The sequence below is a fragment of the Pseudomonas sp. 13B_3.2_Bac1 genome, from assembly GCF_025466205.1.
Lineage (GTDB): Bacteria > Pseudomonadota > Gammaproteobacteria > Pseudomonadales > Pseudomonadaceae > Aquipseudomonas > Aquipseudomonas fluorescens_H.
Map to the genome: position 1 here is coordinate 1 of NZ_JANLOG010000156.1, position 15,323 is coordinate 15,323.

Below are 15,323 nucleotides of genomic sequence, written 5' to 3' on the forward strand. Positions count from 1 at the left end.
TTTGGGTGTTTTATTACAGAAAGCGGCCCGACGCACCCCCGGGTTGCGCGACCACCCCCGCTCCCACAGTTTGGCTCAACGCCGTTTGCTGCCACCGAGCAACGAGCCCATCAAGCCGCGCACCAGTTGTTTACCCAGATTATTGGCCGCCTGGCGCATCGCCGACTTCAGCGCTTGCCCCGCCGCCGTCCCCAGAAACTCCCCGGCACGATCGGCCAGGCTCGGTTCCTCGGCTGCCGGCTTGCCGGCCGGTGTTTCTGCCGGCGGCGCCAGATCCTTGCGGCCCATCAGGATTTCGTACGCCGACTCACGATCGATCGGCTTGTCATAACGGCCCTTGAACGGCGAACCGGCGATCAGCATCGTGCGCTCGGTTTCGCTCAACGGCCCGATCCGCGATTGCGGCGGTGCCACCAACACCCGCTGGACCATTTCCGGTGTGCCCTTCTCGGCAAGCGTACCGACCAACGCTTCGCCGATGCCGAGCTCCGTCAGCACCGACAAGGTGTCGACCGCCGGATTTGGCCGAAAACCATCCGCCACCGCACGCAGGGATTTCTGTTCCTTGGCGGTGAACGCGCGCAAGCCGTGCTGGATCCGCAGACCGAGTTGCGCCAGCACGCTGTCCGGCAAATCACTCGGCGACTGAGTAACGAAATACACCCCGACGCCCTTGGAGCGGATCAATCGCACTACTTGCTCAAGCCGATCCTGCAACGCCTTGGGCGTATCGCCGAACAACAGGTGCGCCTCATCGAAGAACAGCGCCAGCAGCGGTTTGTCGGCATCGCCGCGCTCCGGCAACTGCTCGAACAGCTCGGCCAGCAGCCACAGCAGGAACGTCGCGTAGACCTTCGGCGCTTCGTGGACCAGGCGGCTGGCATCGAGCAAATGAATGCGCCCACGGCCATCGGCGGCCGGTTGCAGAATGTCTTCCAGTTGCAGCGCCGGTTCGCCGAACAAGGCTTCAGCGCCCTGCTGCTCCAGAGTCGCCAGCCGACGCAACAGCGCCTGACTGGAACCGGTGGTCATCAGCGCGGCGTCTTCGCCGAGCAGCTGCGGGTTGTCCTTGAGGTGATTGAGCAGCGCCTTGAGGTCTTTCAGGTCCAGCAGCAACAGGCCTTCGCGGTCCGCTACTTTAAACGCCGCGTACAGCGCCGACTGCTGGCTGTCTGTCAGCTCCAGCAGGCTGCCGATCAGCAACGGGCCCATTTCACTCAACGTGGTACGCAACGGATGACCGGATTCGCCGTGAATGTCCCACAGCGTCACCGGATAGGCCTGCGGCTTGTAATCGAGCCAAGGCATCCCGGCGATGCGCTCGGCCACTTTGCCCTGCGGATTGCCGGCAGCGCCCAGCCCGCACAGATCGCCCTTGATGTCAGCGGCGAACACCGCGACGCCGGCGTCACTGAATGTTTCGGCAAGACGCTGCAAAGTCACGGTCTTGCCGGTCCCGGTCGCACCGGCGATCAGCCCGTGGCGGTTCGCCAGGCGCATGGCCTGAGCAATCGGTTGCCCCGCCAGATCGGCGCCGATAACGAGTTGCGATGTGTCAGGCATTTTGTCACCTATGGTTAATCTTTAATCCGGTATGGCCGATAGATAAAGGCGAGAACCTGACTGAAAAGTCGGTCGGACATTTCCCTAAGGAGAGTCGGAAATATCAGTTTGTTTCACCCTTGCCCATATTGCGCGCCTTTATAAAAGCACGCCCAGGACATTAAGACCTTAGCGGAACCCCAAGCCATGAACAAAAATCTGCGCTTCAGCCATAAAATTTTGCTTGCCGCCGCCCTCATCGTCATCGCCGCTTTCGCCTCGTTCACGCTGTACAACGACTGGCTGCAACGCAACGCGATCCGCGCTGACTTGAACAACTATCTCAACGAGATGGGCGAAGTTACTGCCGATAACATCCAGACCTGGCTCAACGGACGCATTCTGCTGGTCGAGAACGCCGCCCAGAACATCGCCATCAATCCGGAACCCGCCAACGTCGCCAGCTTGCTGGAACAGAAATCCCTGACCTCGACGTTCATGGCCACTTACCTGGGCGATGCCACCGGTCACTTCACCATCCGCCCGGACGTGAAGATGCCGGACGGCTTCGATCCACGGGTGCGCCCTTGGTACAAAGGGGCCGAGAGCAGCAGCGCGTCGACCCTGACCGAACCGTACATCGACGCCGCCACCGGGCAGTTGATAATCTCCATCGCCACCGCCTCGAAAAAGGCCGGCCAGAGCGTTGGCGTGGTCGGCGGTGACCTGAGCCTGCAAACCCTGGTCGACACCCTCACCGCCCGGGACTTCTCCGGCATGGGCTACGCGTTCCTGGTCAGCGCCGACGGCAAGATCCTGGTGCACCCGGACAAGGCGCTGGTGATGAAATCACTGAAAGAAGCCTATCCGCAGGACACCCCGCGCATCAGCAGCGACTTCAGTGAAATCACCGTCGATGGCAAGACTCGCATCGTCAGCTTCACCCCGATCAAAGGCCTGCCGTCGGTCAACTGGTACATCGGTCTGTCGGTGGACAAGGACAAAGCCTTCTCGATGCTCAGTGAGTTCCGCACCTCGGCGGTGATTGCCACGGTGATTGCGGTGGTCATCATCATCGCGCTGCTGGGCATGCTGATTCGCCTGCTGATCCAGCCACTGCACGTCATGACCCGCGCCATGGAAGACATCGCTGACGGTGAAGGCGACCTGACCAAGCGCCTGACCATCGTCAATAACGATGAATTCGGTGTGTTGGGTACCGCATTCAACCGTTTCGTCGAGCGTATTCACGGCTCGATCCGCGAAGTGTCGTCGGCCACCGGCCAGGTCAACGAGGTCGCGCTGCGCGTGGTCGCGGCGTCCAACTCGTCGATGTACAACTCCGACCAGCAAGCCTCGCGCACCAGCAGCGTCGCCGCCGCGATCAATCAACTGGGCGCCGCCGCCCAGGAAATCGCCCGCAACGCCGCGCAAGCGTCGAACCAGGCGAGTGACGCTCGCGGCCTCGCCGAAGACGGCCAGCAAGTGGTGGATCGCAGCATCAAGGCGATGAATCAACTGTCGAGCATGCTCAGCGCCTCCAGCAGCAACATCGAGTCGCTGAACAGCAAAACCGTGAACATCGGGCAGATTCTGGAAGTGATCACCAGCATCTCCCAGCAGACCAACCTGCTGGCGCTCAACGCCGCGATCGAAGCGGCGCGTGCCGGTGAGGCCGGACGCGGCTTTGCCGTGGTCGCCGACGAAGTGCGCAACCTGGCGCACCGCACCCAGGAATCGGCGCAGCAGGTGCAGACCATGATCGAGGAGCTGCAGGTCGGCGCCCGTGAATCGGTGAGCACCATGAGCGACAGTCAGCGCCACAGCCAGGACAGCGTGGAAATCGCCAACCTCGCCGGCGAACGCCTCAACAGCGTGACCCAGCGCATCGGCGAAATCGACGGGATGAACCAGTCGGTAGCGACCGCGACCGAGGAGCAGACCGCGGTGGTCGAGTCGATCAACGTCGACATCACCGAGATCAACACGCTGAACCAGGAAGGCGTCGAGAACCTGCAGGCGACGTTGCGCGCCTGTTCGGATCTGGAACAGCAGGCTTCGCGGCTGAAGCAGTTGGTCGGTAGCTTCAGAATTTAAGGCGCTGCCACTGGCCTCTTCGCGAGCAAGCCCGCTCCCACATTGGATCTTCGGTGTTCACACATTGTGAGTTCCACCAAAAACCACTGTGGGAGCGGGCTTGCTCGCGAAGGCGTCCTGTCAAACACCACAACCCCTCGCAGACACTCCCCCCCCCGCGCATATCGCCTACAACACCCTGTTCTCCCACATTGGATCTGTGTCGTTTGCAGATCCCTGTGGGAGCGAGCTTGCTCGCGAAGGCGTCCTGTCAAACACCACAACCCCTCCCTGACACTCCCCCCGCGCATATCACCTACAACACCCTGTTCTCCCACATTGGATCTGTGTCGTTTGCAGATCCCCGTGGGAGCGAGCCTGCTCGCGAAGGCGTCCTGTCAAACACCACACCCCCTCCCTGACACTCCCCCCGCGCATATCACCTACAACACCCTGTTCTCCCACATTGGATCTGTGTCGTTTGCAGATCCCTGTGGGAGCGGGCTTGCTCGCGAAGGCGTCCTGTCAAACACCACAACCCCTCGCAGACACTCCCCCCCCCGCGCATATCGCCTACAACACCCTGTTCTCCCACATTGGATCTGTGTCGTTTGCAGATCCCTGTGGGAGCGAGCTTGCTCGCGAAGGCGTCCTGTCAAACACCACAACCCCTCCCTGACACTCCCCCCGCGCATATCACCTACAACACCCTGTTCTCCCACATTGGATCTGTGTCGTTTGCAGATCCCCGTGGGAGCGAGCTTGCTCGCGAAGGCGTCCTGTCAAACACCACAACCCCTCCCTGACACTCCCCCCGCGCAATCCCGACCGAACATCTATTCTGGATAAAGGTCAACCAAGGAAGAGCAACACAGCGGAGGGTTCGTCATTGTGCACATCGCCGACATCACCATGTTCTACGCCCCGGCCAGCGGCGGCGTACGCACCTATCTGGACGCCAAGCATCGTCGGCTGGGCGTCAAACCGGGCATTCGCCACAGCCTGCTGATCCCCGGCGCGCACTTTAGTGAACACGATGGCGTCTACACGGTGCCCGCGCCTGCACTGCCGTTTGGCAAAGGCTATCGCTTCCCGCTGCGTCTGGCGCCGTGGCGCAATGTCCTGCAGGATTTGCAGCCCGATCTGATCGAAGTCGGCGACCCGTACCTGACTGCCTGGGCAGCGCTGGATGCACGGCGCCAACTGGATGTGCCGGTGATCGGCTTTTATCACTCGGATCTGCCGCTGTTGGTCAGCAACCGCATGGGCCATTGGGTCACGCCGAATGTCGAGGCGTATGTCACCAAACTCTACGGCAATTTCGACCGGGTGCTGGCGCCGAGCCAGGTCATGGCCGACAAGCTCACCGGGCTGGGGGTGCGCAATGTCTTTGTGCAGCCACTGGGGGTGGATCTGCAAACCTTTCACCCCGACGCCCGCGACAACGGTCTGCGCGCCGAACTGGGGATTGCCGAAGACACCCGTCTGCTGATCTTTGCCGGGCGCGGCTCCAAAGAGAAGAACCTGCCGGTGCTGCTCAAATGCATGCGACGCCTCGGCCCGCGCTATCACCTGTTGCTGGTCGGCTCATCGATGCCCGCCGTGGTCCCGGACAATGTCAGCGTGATCGACGGGTTCTGCCCGGCCGCCACCGTGGCGCGATTAATGGCCAGCGCCGACGCCCTGCTGCATGCCGGCGATCAGGAAACCTTCGGTCTGGTGATCCTCGAAGCCATGGCCTGCGGGATTCCGGTGGTCGCAGTGGCGGCCGGGGCGTTCGAGGAAATCGTCAACCAGGACTGCGGCTTGCTGTGCGCACCGAACAACCCACAAGCCATGGCCAATGCCGTGCGCGAATTGTTCAGTCGCGGCTGCGTGAAACTCGGCCAGCAGGCGCGGCAACACGTCGAAAGGCATTATTCCTGGGACAGTGTGGTCGACAGCCTGCTCGGTCATTATCACGCGGTCCTCGGCCATTCCTGGCCTCGGGTGGCCAATGGCTGATCCCCTGAACCGCCGCGCCGTATTGCTGGTGCTGCACGACGTAGCACCGTCGACGTGGGCGGATTATCAGCCATTCGTCGAAGCCGTCGATGCGCTGGGCGGCGTGCCGATGACCTGGCTGGTGGTACCGAATTTCCATGGGCGCGATGCTCTTGAAGCGCATCCGGCGTTCTGTCGCAGGCTCGGCGAGCGGGTGGCCCGTGGCGATGAACTGGCCTTGCACGGTTTTTACCATGACGACCGCGAGCCGGCACCGACCACGCCCCGCGACTGGTTCATGCGCCGGATCTACACCCACGAAGGCGAGTTCTATCACCTGTCCCGCGAAGCCGCGCTTGCGCGACTGCGCGCCGGTATCGAGTTGTTCCAGCGCTACGACTGGCCGTTACACGGTTTCGTCGCCCCGGCCTGGCTGATGAGCGAGGGTACGCGCCAGGCCTTGCGCGAGTTGCCGTTGCACTACACCAGCGATCCGCAGCATCTTTATTGCCTGCCGGATTTCACCTCGATCGATGCTCCCGGTCTGGTGTGGAGCGCCCGCAGTGCCTGGCGTCGTGGCCTGTCGAAAGTCCTCAGCGACCAACGCGAGCAGCGCTGGCGTCAGGCCCCGGTGATTCGCCTCGGCCTGCACCCGGTGGATATGCGCTACCGTTACTCGCGAAACTACTGGCTGCAAACCCTCAAACGCCTGCTCGCCGAAGGACGCGTGCCGATGACCAAGATTGACTGGCTGGCGCAACAGCGCGGGCAACTCGGGCACGCCGCATGAGCCGCGGCATTCTGTTGTTGATCGGCCTGCTCGCGGCGCTGCTGATTCCGCTGCTGCTCGGTGGCAATGAAATCTGGTCGCGCCTGCAAAGCTTTCCGCTGCCATGGCTGCTGGTGCTGTTCGGCATGATCCTGCTCTGCTGGGGTATCAACACCCTGCGCTTGCGGCTGTTACTGGGCGATCAACGTGATCGCGTCTCACCGCTGAAGAGTCTCGGGGTGGTGATGGCCGCCGAGTTTGCCTATTGCGCCACCCCCGGTGGCAGCGGCGGCCCGCTGACCATCATGGCCCTGCTGGCCCGTTGCGGCGTGCGCCCGGCGCGGGGCAGCGCGGTGTTTGCGATGGATCAGTTGAGCGATCTGCTGTTCTTTCTCTGCGCCTTGAGCGCGATTCTGATCTACGCGCTGTTCCAGCACCTGAGCGATCGTATGGAATGGCTGCTGATGGTCAGTGCCGTGTCGTTATTCGGCGGCCTGATCGGTTGCGCGCTGTTGGCGCGCTATCATCGCGCGCTGATTCGCCTGAGCGGGCGCCTGTTGGCCCGCATGAACGTCGAACACAGCACCCGCCGACGCTGGGCGCGCAAGCTCTTGCACTTTCTTGCAGCGTTCACCGATACCCTGAAATTGCCGTGGCAGACCTTGAGCAAAGTGTTTGCGTTGACGTGCGTGCATTGGCTGCTGCGTTACAGCGTGCTGTATCTGGCGCTGCGCGGGCTGGGTGCGGACTTGCATTGGGCCTGGAGCTTTCTGGTGCAGATGCTGTCGCTGGGCGCGGGCCAGTTCACGCTATTGCCGGGGGGCGCCGGCGCGGCGGAATTGACCTCGGCGGCGCTGCTGGCGCCCATGGTCGGCAAATCCACAGCGGCGGCGGCAATCCTGATCTGGCGGGCAGTGACGTTCTATTTCTATCTGCTGGTGGGTGGCCCGGTGTTTGTACTGATGCTGGGACGACCGTTGCTCAAGAAATTGATGAAGGTCAGACAGGCTTCTTAGGTTCGTCCAGCTGTTCTTTCATTTGCTCCCATAACTCGGCAGCCCCGGGAAACTCTGTCCCGTCCTCCGGCGTCATGTCTTCGGGATCATACCTGCTCAAACACCCCTCACCCACGGTGGCCGGCGCTTTGGAAGTGGCTTTGTCCAGTGGATCGCTCATGGGCAGTTCCTCAGGGATGAAATGAAAAAGGGTCTGGACGATTGAACGCCCAGACCCTTGATTTTTCAACCGCAGACTTTCAGACCGATCAGAACACCACGGTCTTGTTGCCGTGCACCAGCACGCGGTCTTCGAGGTGATAGCGCAGACCACGGGCCAACACCATCTTCTCGACGTCACGGCCGAAACGCACCATGTCTTCGATGCTGTCGCTGTGGCTGACGCGTACCACGTCCTGCTCGATGATCGGGCCGGCATCCAGCTCTTCGGTCACGTAGTGGCAGGTCGCGCCGATCAGCTTCACGCCGCGCAGCGACGCCTGATGGTACGGCTTGGCACCGACGAACGACGGCAGGAAGCTGTGGTGAATGTTGATCACCTTGTGTGCGTATTCGCGGCACAGGGCCGGCGGCAGGATCTGCATGTAGCGCGCCAGCACCACCACTTCGGCGTCGTGCTGCTTGACCAGACGCGACACCTCGGCGAACGCCGGCTCCTTGTCCTGCGGATTGACCGGGACATGGTAATAAGGAATGCCATGCCACTCGACCATGCTGCGCAGGTCATTGTGGTTGGAAATCACGCAGGAGATTTCGCAATCGAGCTCGTCGCTGTGCCAGCGGTGCAGCAAGTCGGCCAGGCAGTGGGATTCGCGGCTGGCCATCAGCACTACGCGTTTCTTTTGCTCGGTATCGGTAATGCGCCAGTCCATCGAGAACTCTTCGGCGATCGGCGCAAACTTCTCGCGCAGTACTTCAATACCGAACGGCAGCGAATCGGCGCGGATCTCGTGACGCATGAAGAACCAGCCGTTCTGATTATCCGAGTGGTGGCTCGCTTCGGTGATCCAACCGTTGTGGGATGCCAGAAAGTTACTGACTTTGGCAACGATGCCAACGCGGTCAGGGCAGGAAATCACCAACCGAAAGGTGCGCATGGGGGAAAAACTCCAGAACTTCGCAAAGGCGGCCATTCTAGCGACTGCGCGCGGAAACTGCAGTATTGATGACCGATTCCCCGTAGACGGCGCGATTCAAGGCGTCCGATCGTCCGGCGCGCCAATGTGATGGCACTGCCGTGACGCTGTTCGAGCAGATAATTGTGAATAATCGTGATGAATGCATCACATTATTTAAATGACCATTCAATTTACCGGTTATTTCACGTAACTAATTCAAATAAAAAATCCGGTTAAATGTTTACTTGATGAAACAGCCTGACTATTATTGCGGCACTGTCCCCTGCCATTCAACACATCCGCATAAGGTAGTTACCATGTCCTTGATCAACGAATATCGCGCCACCGAAGAAGCAATCAAAGAGCTGCAAGCCCGTTTGAAGAACCTGTCGCAAGACGACAAACTGCAAGCCGAGCTGGAATTCGAAGGCAAACTGCGCACCCTGATGGGCGAATACTCCAAGTCCCTGCGCGACATCATCGCCCTGCTGGATCCGGAATCGAAAACCAAAGGTACCCGTGGCGCCGCAGTAAAAACTACCGGCACCAAGCGCGCGCGCAAAGTTAAACAATACAAAAACCCGCACAACGGCGAAGTCATCGAAACCAAAGGTGGCAACCACAAGACTCTGAAAGAGTGGAAAGCCAAGTGGGGCGGTGACGTGGTTGAAGGCTGGGCTACCCTGCTGGGCTAAGCCGCAACGCCTGCCGCAGACTGATTCTGCGGCCCATGAAAAACGCCAGCATACGCTGGCGTTTTTTTATGCCCGGCATTTCATGGGCACACTATGTTCGATTTCAAAGATTCAAACGTTTGCGCAATGCCTCGACATAATTCTGCCACTCATTGAGCACTTGATTCTGTATCGGCGTAGCACTAAGCGCCCATTGCTGCGCGGCCTCGGCAAAAGATTGCAGGGTATTAGGCGCGCCCATTTGCGGCTCGGACAAACGCTGCTGACAGAATATTCTCCAGCGTTCTTGCTCCTCGGAACTCAACGTATCGGGAAAGTTGCGTGCGCGATATCGAAAGAGTAATTCCGGCAGACGTTCATCATCGAACGGCCAGTGTTCTTGCGCTAATTGTGCCGGATCCGCCGTCCTCACTTGCTCACATAGACGCCGGTCACGATCACCGATAAATCCATCGTACAACTGCTGTTCCGGATCTTCGCTCGGCGTGAAGTCTTCGCTGGCGTAAATCGCCGCGACTTTATCTTTCCAAACTTGTTGTGCGTCACTTAGCCGCAGCGCACGTGCCTGATACAGCGCCATGTCCAGGCCCAGGCGCTGCTGATCGTCGGCGCGCAACACCGACAACGGCGCCACCACCGGGCAACGATTGATGTGAATCAGTTTCAGCGGCACCGGCAGTTCACCTTCGGCGAGGTCGTCGCGGCGAGTGTACAGGCGCTGGCGCAGGGTTTCGGCGTCCAGATCCAGCAAGCCTTGCGGATCGAGGTGCAGGTCACAGACGATCAGCGCATTGCGATTGCGCGGATGCCAGGCCAATGGCAGCACCACACCGACATAGTGCCGCGCCGCCGAAAAGCGTCCGGAGATATGCACCAGCGGCTGCAACAGACGAATCTGATCCATGACCTTCTGTTTGCTGCGCAATTGAAACAGCCAGTCATACAACTTCGGCTGTTTCTCGCGGATCAACCGCGCCAGCGCGATGGTGGCGCGCACGTCCGAGAGTGCTTCGTGCGCATGCCCATGGTCGATATGGTTGGCGGCCGTCAGACGTTCAAGCTTGAGGGTGACCTTGCCTTCGTCATCGGTCGGCCAGACCAGGCCATCCGGGCGCAACGCATACGCGGCACGCACCACATCGATCAGGTCCCAGCGACTGTTGCCGCCCTGCCACTCGCGGGCATACGGGTCGAAGAAGTTGCGGTACAGGCTGTAGCGGGTCATCTCGTCGTCGAAACGCAAGGTGTTGTAACCCGCGCCGCAAGTGCCGGGCGCCGCCAGTTGCGCATGCACACGGGTCATGAAATCGGCTTCGCTCAGGCCGTGCTCGGCGAGTTGCCCCGGGGTAATGCCGGTGATCGCGCAGGCCGCCGGGTGCGGCAGGATGTCTTCGCTGGGCTGGCAGTAGAGGTTGACCGGTTCGTCGATTTCATTGAGGTCGTGGTCGGTGCGAATCCCGGCGACCTGCAGCGGGCGGTCGTTGCGCGGATTGATGCCGGTGGTTTCGTAGTCGTACCAGAAGATTGAAGTCACGGGCGGTTCCTGAACTGAAGATCGGCAAAGTCTAGGCGTTGAACCCGCATCGCGGCCAGCGCTGTGTCATTCAACTCGCGCGCGCCACACGATGTGCAATACATAGTGATGTCGTTTTCCCCCAAGAGGCTGCTAGCATCGGACAGACCTCGCCTCCCGATCCGGCCCCATCAGGTAGCCCATGCTCGAGAACACAGCAGCGCCACGGAAAGCACCGCTGAACCCGCCACTCGATACCCGCTATCAAGTGGAAACCCCGGAGGGCATCGACCTGCCGTTGCGCCCGGCCGGGCTGATGGTGCGCAGCCTCGCCTTCGGCATCGACCTGGGCATTCGCGGAGCCATCCTCGGCGTGCTGTTCCTGTTGCTGGCGTTTCTCGGTCAGCTCGGCATGGGCCTGAGTTCGCTGCTGCTGTTTGCCGTCAGTTGGTGGTACATGGTGCTGTTCGAAGTGCTGCGTCAGGGCCGTTCGCCGGGCAAGCAATGGATGGGCCTGCGGGTGATCCACGATGACGGCACACCGATCGGCTGGTCGGCCTCGCTGCTGCGCAACCTGTTGCGTTTCGTCGACCTGCTGCCGTTCGGTTATTTCCTCGGGGCGATCAGTTGCCTGCAGCACCCGACCTTCAAACGCCTGGGCGACATCGCCGCCGGCACCCTGGTGGTCTACAGCGAACGCCCACTCGCACGCCCGCAACTGCCCGACGCCCAGCCGCGTCGCTCGCCCGTCCCGCTCACCCTCAGCGAACAACGCGCCCTGCTCGCCTTCGCCGAACGCCAGGGCGAACTGTCGCCAGCGCGGGTCAACGAGCTGGCCGCGCTGCTCGCCCAGCCGCTGCACATCTCGGCGCCCAAAGCGGTCAGCGAACTCAACGGTATCGCCCGCGGCTTGTTGGGGCCGACATGAAGCAGAGTCTTTTCGAAACTCGCCACAAGGCCGAATGGGAGCGCTTCACGCTGGCGCTCGAACGCCTCGAACATGGCAAGGACACCTCGCAAGTGGCCACTTTCCCCAAGGCTTATCGACGCCTGTGCCAGCATCTGGCGCTGGCACAGGAGCGCGGCTACAGCAGTTTTCTGACCGACTCGCTGCAACAACTGGTGTTGCGCGGCCATCAGCAGCTTTACCGGCACCGCAGCCGCTTCGGCGCCAACCTGCTGGGTTTCATCCTCGCTGACTTCCCCCGGCTGGTGCGCGCCGAATGGCCCTTTGTGCTGGCCGCCGGCCTGGTGTTTTTCGGCAGCCTGATCGGTTTTGCCTTGCTGGTGTATGCCTTTCCCGAACTGGTCTACAACCTGATCCCCGCCGAACAGGTGCGCGAGATGCAGAGCATGTACGACCCGGTGGCCGGGCACCTCGGGCGTTCGGCCGAACGGGCGGCCAGTGAAGACTGGGTGATGTTCGGCTACTACGTGATGCACAACATCGGCATCGCTTTCCAGACCTTCGCCAGCGGTTTGCTGCTGGGCGTGGGCAGCGCGTTTTTCCTGCTCTATAACGGCTTGATCATCGGTGCGGTGGCCGGGCATCTGACTGAAATCGGTTTCGGGCAGACGTTCTGGTCGTTCGTGATCGGTCACGGGGCTTTCGAGCTGAGCGCCATTGCCCTGGCGGGTGCCGCCGGCCTGAAACTCGGCTGGGCGTTGATCGCGCCCGGACGCCTGACGCGCGGTGAAGCACTGAAAACCGCCGCGCGCAAAAGCGTGCTGCTGGTGTGCGGGGTCATGCTGTTCCTGCTGATCGCGGCGTTCATCGAAGCGTACTGGTCGTCGCGGACCGGGGTCACACCGCCGATCAAATATGCGGTCGGTGCCGCGTTGTGGATCGCCGTGGCGGCCTATCTGCTGTTCGCCGGAAGGACCCGCCATGCGCCTGAGTGATGCCACTGTAGCGATCCGCCCGCGCAGCACCTGGGAAGCCATGGACCTGGGCGTGCTCATGAGCCAGCAGCATCGTCGGCTGCTGATGACCAGTTGGGCCATCGTCACCCTGCCGCTGTTCGTCGTGCTCAGTCTGCTGCTATGGGATTCGCCGTCGCTGGCAGTGTTGATTTTCTGGTGGCTGAAACCGGCCTACGAACGCCTGCCGCTGTACATCCTGTCCAAGGCCCTGTTCGGCGAAACACCCACTCTGAAACAGGCCCTGCGCGAATTTCCGCGACTGCTCAAACCACAACTGCTGGCCAGCCTGACCTGGCGCCGCCTGAGCCTGAGTCGAAGCTTTCTGCTGCCGGTGGTGCAACTCGAAGGCCTCGACGGCACCGCTCGCCAGCAACGCTTGCAAGTGTTGCTGCAACGCAATGCCGGCGCCGCGCAATGGCTGACGATCATCGGCATGCATCTGGAGACCGCGCTGTGGATCGGCCTGATGGTGCTGTTCTACATTCTGCTGCCGCAGCAGATTGAAACCGACTGGGACTGGCAATCGCTGATCCTCGACGCCGATCATCATTGGCGTTGGCTGGAACACCTGACCAACGCCTTCTACGCGCTGGTGCTGGTGGTCTGGGAACCGATTTATGTCGCCTGCGGCTTCAGCCTGTATCTGAACCGACGCACCGCACTGGAAGCGTGGGACATCGAGTTGGTATTCCGTCGTTTGCGCCAGCGCTTGAACAGCAGCGCTCTGGGTCTGCTGCTGGCGGTCTGTCTGTGGCTGCCGGCGGTACCACCGGTATGGGCGGATGCCCCGGCCAACGCCCCGGAGGCGCCACGCCTGCTGCACCAACCGCTGACCAGTCAGGCTGCGCACGACAGCATCAAGGCACTGCTCGAACAACCGCCATTCAAGAACAAGGAAAGCGTGACCCGCTACCGCTTTGGCGACGACCCGGCCACCCCGGCCGAGGGCAAACCCGGCGAGCCTCCGCAATGGCTGAAAACCCTGCTTGGCTGGCTCGACGGTCAACGCTTCAATGCCTTGGCGGTGTTGATCGAAGTGCTGCTGTGGGGCGCATTGCTCACGGCCGTCGGCTGGCTGATCTGGCGTTACCGCGAGTTCCTGCGCACCTTCGTCAGTCGCCGGACGAAGTTGCCCGCCCGCGGCAGGCCACCTGCGCCGCAACAAGCATTTGGCCTGGACCTGACCCCGCAGTCCTTGCCCGACGACATCGCCGCCAGCGCCGAACAACTCTGGCAGACCCAGCCGCGCGCGGCGCTGGGCCTGCTCTATCGCGGACTGCTCAGCCGTCTGCTGCACGATTTTGCCCTGACCTTGAAACCTGCCGACACCGAGCATCAGGTGCTGCTGCGGGTCGAGCAATTGCAGTGCCCGGAACTGCTGGCGTTCAGTCGCACCCTGACGCTGCACTGGCAGAACATGGCCTACGGGCACCGCGTGCCGGCGGCACATCTGCAACAGGAACTGTGTGACGGCTGGCGCGCCTTGTTCGAGCAGGGAGCGCGCGCTTGAACCGGCGCAACGCGTGGCTGCTCGGCGGGCTGATGGTCGCCCTGCTCGCGGCGTTGAGCGTTTATCTGTACCTCAAGGCGCGGCCTTATCAGGAAATGATCGATCACGGCCCCTCGCCCCAGGCACAGGCCAATCCTTATCTGGCGGCAGAAATGTTTTTGCGCGAGCGCGGCCTCAACGTCGGCCACGCCGAAACGCTAGCGGTGCTGCCCGACATCGATCCGCGTCGGCACACCCTGCTGTTGTTCGGCGAACGTTCGCGCATGACCCCGCGGCAGGTCGATCAGGTATTGAACTGGGCCCGCGCCGGTGGGCGACTGGTGTTCGTCGCCGAAGCCCTGTGGGATGAGCAGGCCAGACAAAGCGCTGACCTGTTGCTGGACCGGGTGCAGTTGCACCAGTCCCTGAGCAAGGATCTCAAGGAGCCGCCGGCGGAACTGGCCGATGATCCGTACCCGAACCTGACCAAACTTTATCTGGAAGACGAGGACGCGCCGGCCTACGCCGGTTTCGACACCGCGTTCCATCTGGAAGACCCGAAGAATCTCGCCCAGGCCTGGGCCAACAGCGCCAAGGCCACGCACATGATGCAACTGGCGTACGGCCTCGGCTCGGTCACCGTGGTCACCGATGCCGAGCTGTGGAAGACCCCGGCCATCAGCAAACACGACAACGCCTGGCTGCTCTGGTACCTGAGCGCCGACACCGACGTCACGCTGATTTTCAACACGCTACACGAGGGGCTGCCGAGCTTGCTCTGGCGTTACTTCCCGCAAGCCATCGTCGCCCTGCTGGCGCTGATCGGTCTGGCCCTGTGGCACCTCGGTGTGCGCCACGGGCCTTTGCAGGCACCCGCTCAGCGTGGCCGTCGCCAGTTGCAGGAACACCTGCGCGCCAGTGCCGATTTCATCCTGCGCCACAACGGTCAGCACACGCTGTTGCAAGCCCTGCAACAGGACGTGCTGCGCCGCGCCCGCCGCCGGTATCCCGGTTTCGACCAATTGAACGTGGCCGAGCAATGGCTGGTGCTGTCGCGCCTGACCCGTCAGCCGACCCGCGCCATCAGTCAGGCCCTGAGCCCGGTGCCAAAACAGCGTATGAGCAGCGCTGATTTCAGTCGCCAGGTGGCCCACCTGCAAACCTTGAGGAACACGCTATGATCTGGCACTGGGAAAATG

13 protein-coding genes and 1 pseudogene are annotated in these 15,323 nt (G+C 61.7%); 10 read left to right on the forward strand and 4 right to left on the reverse strand.

Annotation, left to right across the window (positions count from 1 at the left end):
* Positions 1-75: 75 nt before the first annotated feature.
* Positions 76-1,563: a DUF853 domain-containing protein gene (locus NTD85_RS26545; RefSeq protein WP_262143637.1), complete on the reverse strand. Its 1,488-nt coding sequence runs from the start codon at positions 1,561-1,563 to the stop codon at positions 76-78.
* Between the two features lie 186 nt (positions 1,564-1,749).
* Here NTD85_RS26545 and NTD85_RS27875 point away from each other — a divergent pair.
* The 5 genes and pseudogenes from NTD85_RS27875 to NTD85_RS26565 all read left to right on the forward strand — a co-directional run.
* Positions 1,750-2,781 (forward strand): annotated as a pseudogene (locus NTD85_RS27875) (cache domain-containing protein); the annotation flags it as partial.
* 93 nt (positions 2,782-2,874) lie between these two features.
* On the forward strand, positions 2,875-3,639 hold the full coding sequence (locus NTD85_RS27880; protein WP_371043227.1) for a methyl-accepting chemotaxis protein: 765 nt from the start codon (positions 2,875-2,877) through the stop codon (positions 3,637-3,639).
* 891 nt (positions 3,640-4,530) lie between these two features.
* A complete protein-coding gene (locus NTD85_RS26555) occupies positions 4,531-5,622 on the forward strand; it encodes a glycosyltransferase family 4 protein (protein ID WP_262143667.1) in 1,092 nt (363 codons plus the stop codon).
* The gene (locus NTD85_RS26560; RefSeq protein ID WP_262143638.1) at positions 5,615-6,391 is read left to right on the forward strand and encodes a polysaccharide deacetylase family protein; all 777 of its coding nucleotides are present in this window, start codon (positions 5,615-5,617) and stop codon (positions 6,389-6,391) included. The genes NTD85_RS26555 and NTD85_RS26560 overlap by 8 nt, the downstream gene beginning before the upstream one ends.
* Positions 6,388-7,386, forward strand: coding sequence for a lysylphosphatidylglycerol synthase transmembrane domain-containing protein (locus tag NTD85_RS26565; RefSeq protein WP_262143639.1), 999 nt, complete (start codon positions 6,388-6,390; stop codon positions 7,384-7,386). Before NTD85_RS26560 ends, NTD85_RS26565 begins: the two co-directional genes overlap by 4 nt.
* Here NTD85_RS26565 and NTD85_RS26570 read toward each other — a convergent pair.
* Together NTD85_RS26570 and purU are read right to left on the reverse strand one after the other, a co-directional pair.
* Entirely contained in the window at positions 7,370-7,546 is a 177-nt protein-coding gene (locus NTD85_RS26570; RefSeq protein WP_177434683.1) for a hypothetical protein, read from the reverse strand. The genes NTD85_RS26565 and NTD85_RS26570 overlap by 17 nt on opposite strands.
* Before the next feature lie 88 nt (positions 7,547-7,634).
* Positions 7,635-8,483 (reverse strand): formyltetrahydrofolate deformylase, encoded by an 849-nt coding sequence (purU, locus tag NTD85_RS26575; RefSeq protein WP_003227580.1) that lies wholly within the window; start codon positions 8,481-8,483, stop codon positions 7,635-7,637.
* 338 nt (positions 8,484-8,821) lie between these two features.
* Between purU and mvaT the strand changes: the two genes are divergently transcribed.
* The gene (gene mvaT, locus NTD85_RS26580) at positions 8,822-9,199 is read left to right on the forward strand and encodes a histone-like nucleoid-structuring protein MvaT (protein WP_003227581.1); all 378 of its coding nucleotides are present in this window, start codon (positions 8,822-8,824) and stop codon (positions 9,197-9,199) included.
* A gap of 103 nt (positions 9,200-9,302) precedes the next feature.
* Here mvaT and sbcB read toward each other — a convergent pair whose 3' ends face one another.
* Positions 9,303-10,733, reverse strand: coding sequence for an exodeoxyribonuclease I (gene sbcB, locus NTD85_RS26585; protein ID WP_262143640.1), 1,431 nt, complete (start codon positions 10,731-10,733; stop codon positions 9,303-9,305).
* A gap of 181 nt (positions 10,734-10,914) precedes the next feature.
* Here sbcB and NTD85_RS26590 point away from each other — a divergent pair, with 181 nt between their 5' ends.
* Genes NTD85_RS26590 through NTD85_RS26605 form a run of 4 tightly spaced genes read left to right on the forward strand, consistent with a single transcriptional unit; the run spans position 10,915 to position 15,305 of the window.
* Positions 10,915-11,640, forward strand: coding sequence for an RDD family protein (locus NTD85_RS26590; protein WP_262143641.1), 726 nt, complete (start codon positions 10,915-10,917; stop codon positions 11,638-11,640).
* Entirely contained in the window at positions 11,637-12,614 is a 978-nt protein-coding gene (locus NTD85_RS26595) for a stage II sporulation protein M (RefSeq protein ID WP_262143642.1), read from the forward strand. Before NTD85_RS26590 ends, NTD85_RS26595 begins: the two co-directional genes overlap by 4 nt.
* On the forward strand, positions 12,601-14,145 hold the full coding sequence (locus NTD85_RS26600) for a DUF4129 domain-containing protein (RefSeq protein ID WP_262143643.1): 1,545 nt from the start codon (positions 12,601-12,603) through the stop codon (positions 14,143-14,145). Before NTD85_RS26595 ends, NTD85_RS26600 begins: the two co-directional genes overlap by 14 nt.
* Complete coding sequence (locus NTD85_RS26605; RefSeq protein WP_262143644.1) at positions 14,142-15,305, forward strand: DUF4350 domain-containing protein; 1,164 nt, start codon at positions 14,142-14,144, stop codon at positions 15,303-15,305. The genes NTD85_RS26600 and NTD85_RS26605 overlap by 4 nt, the downstream gene beginning before the upstream one ends.
* Positions 15,306-15,323: the final 18 nt, after the last annotated feature.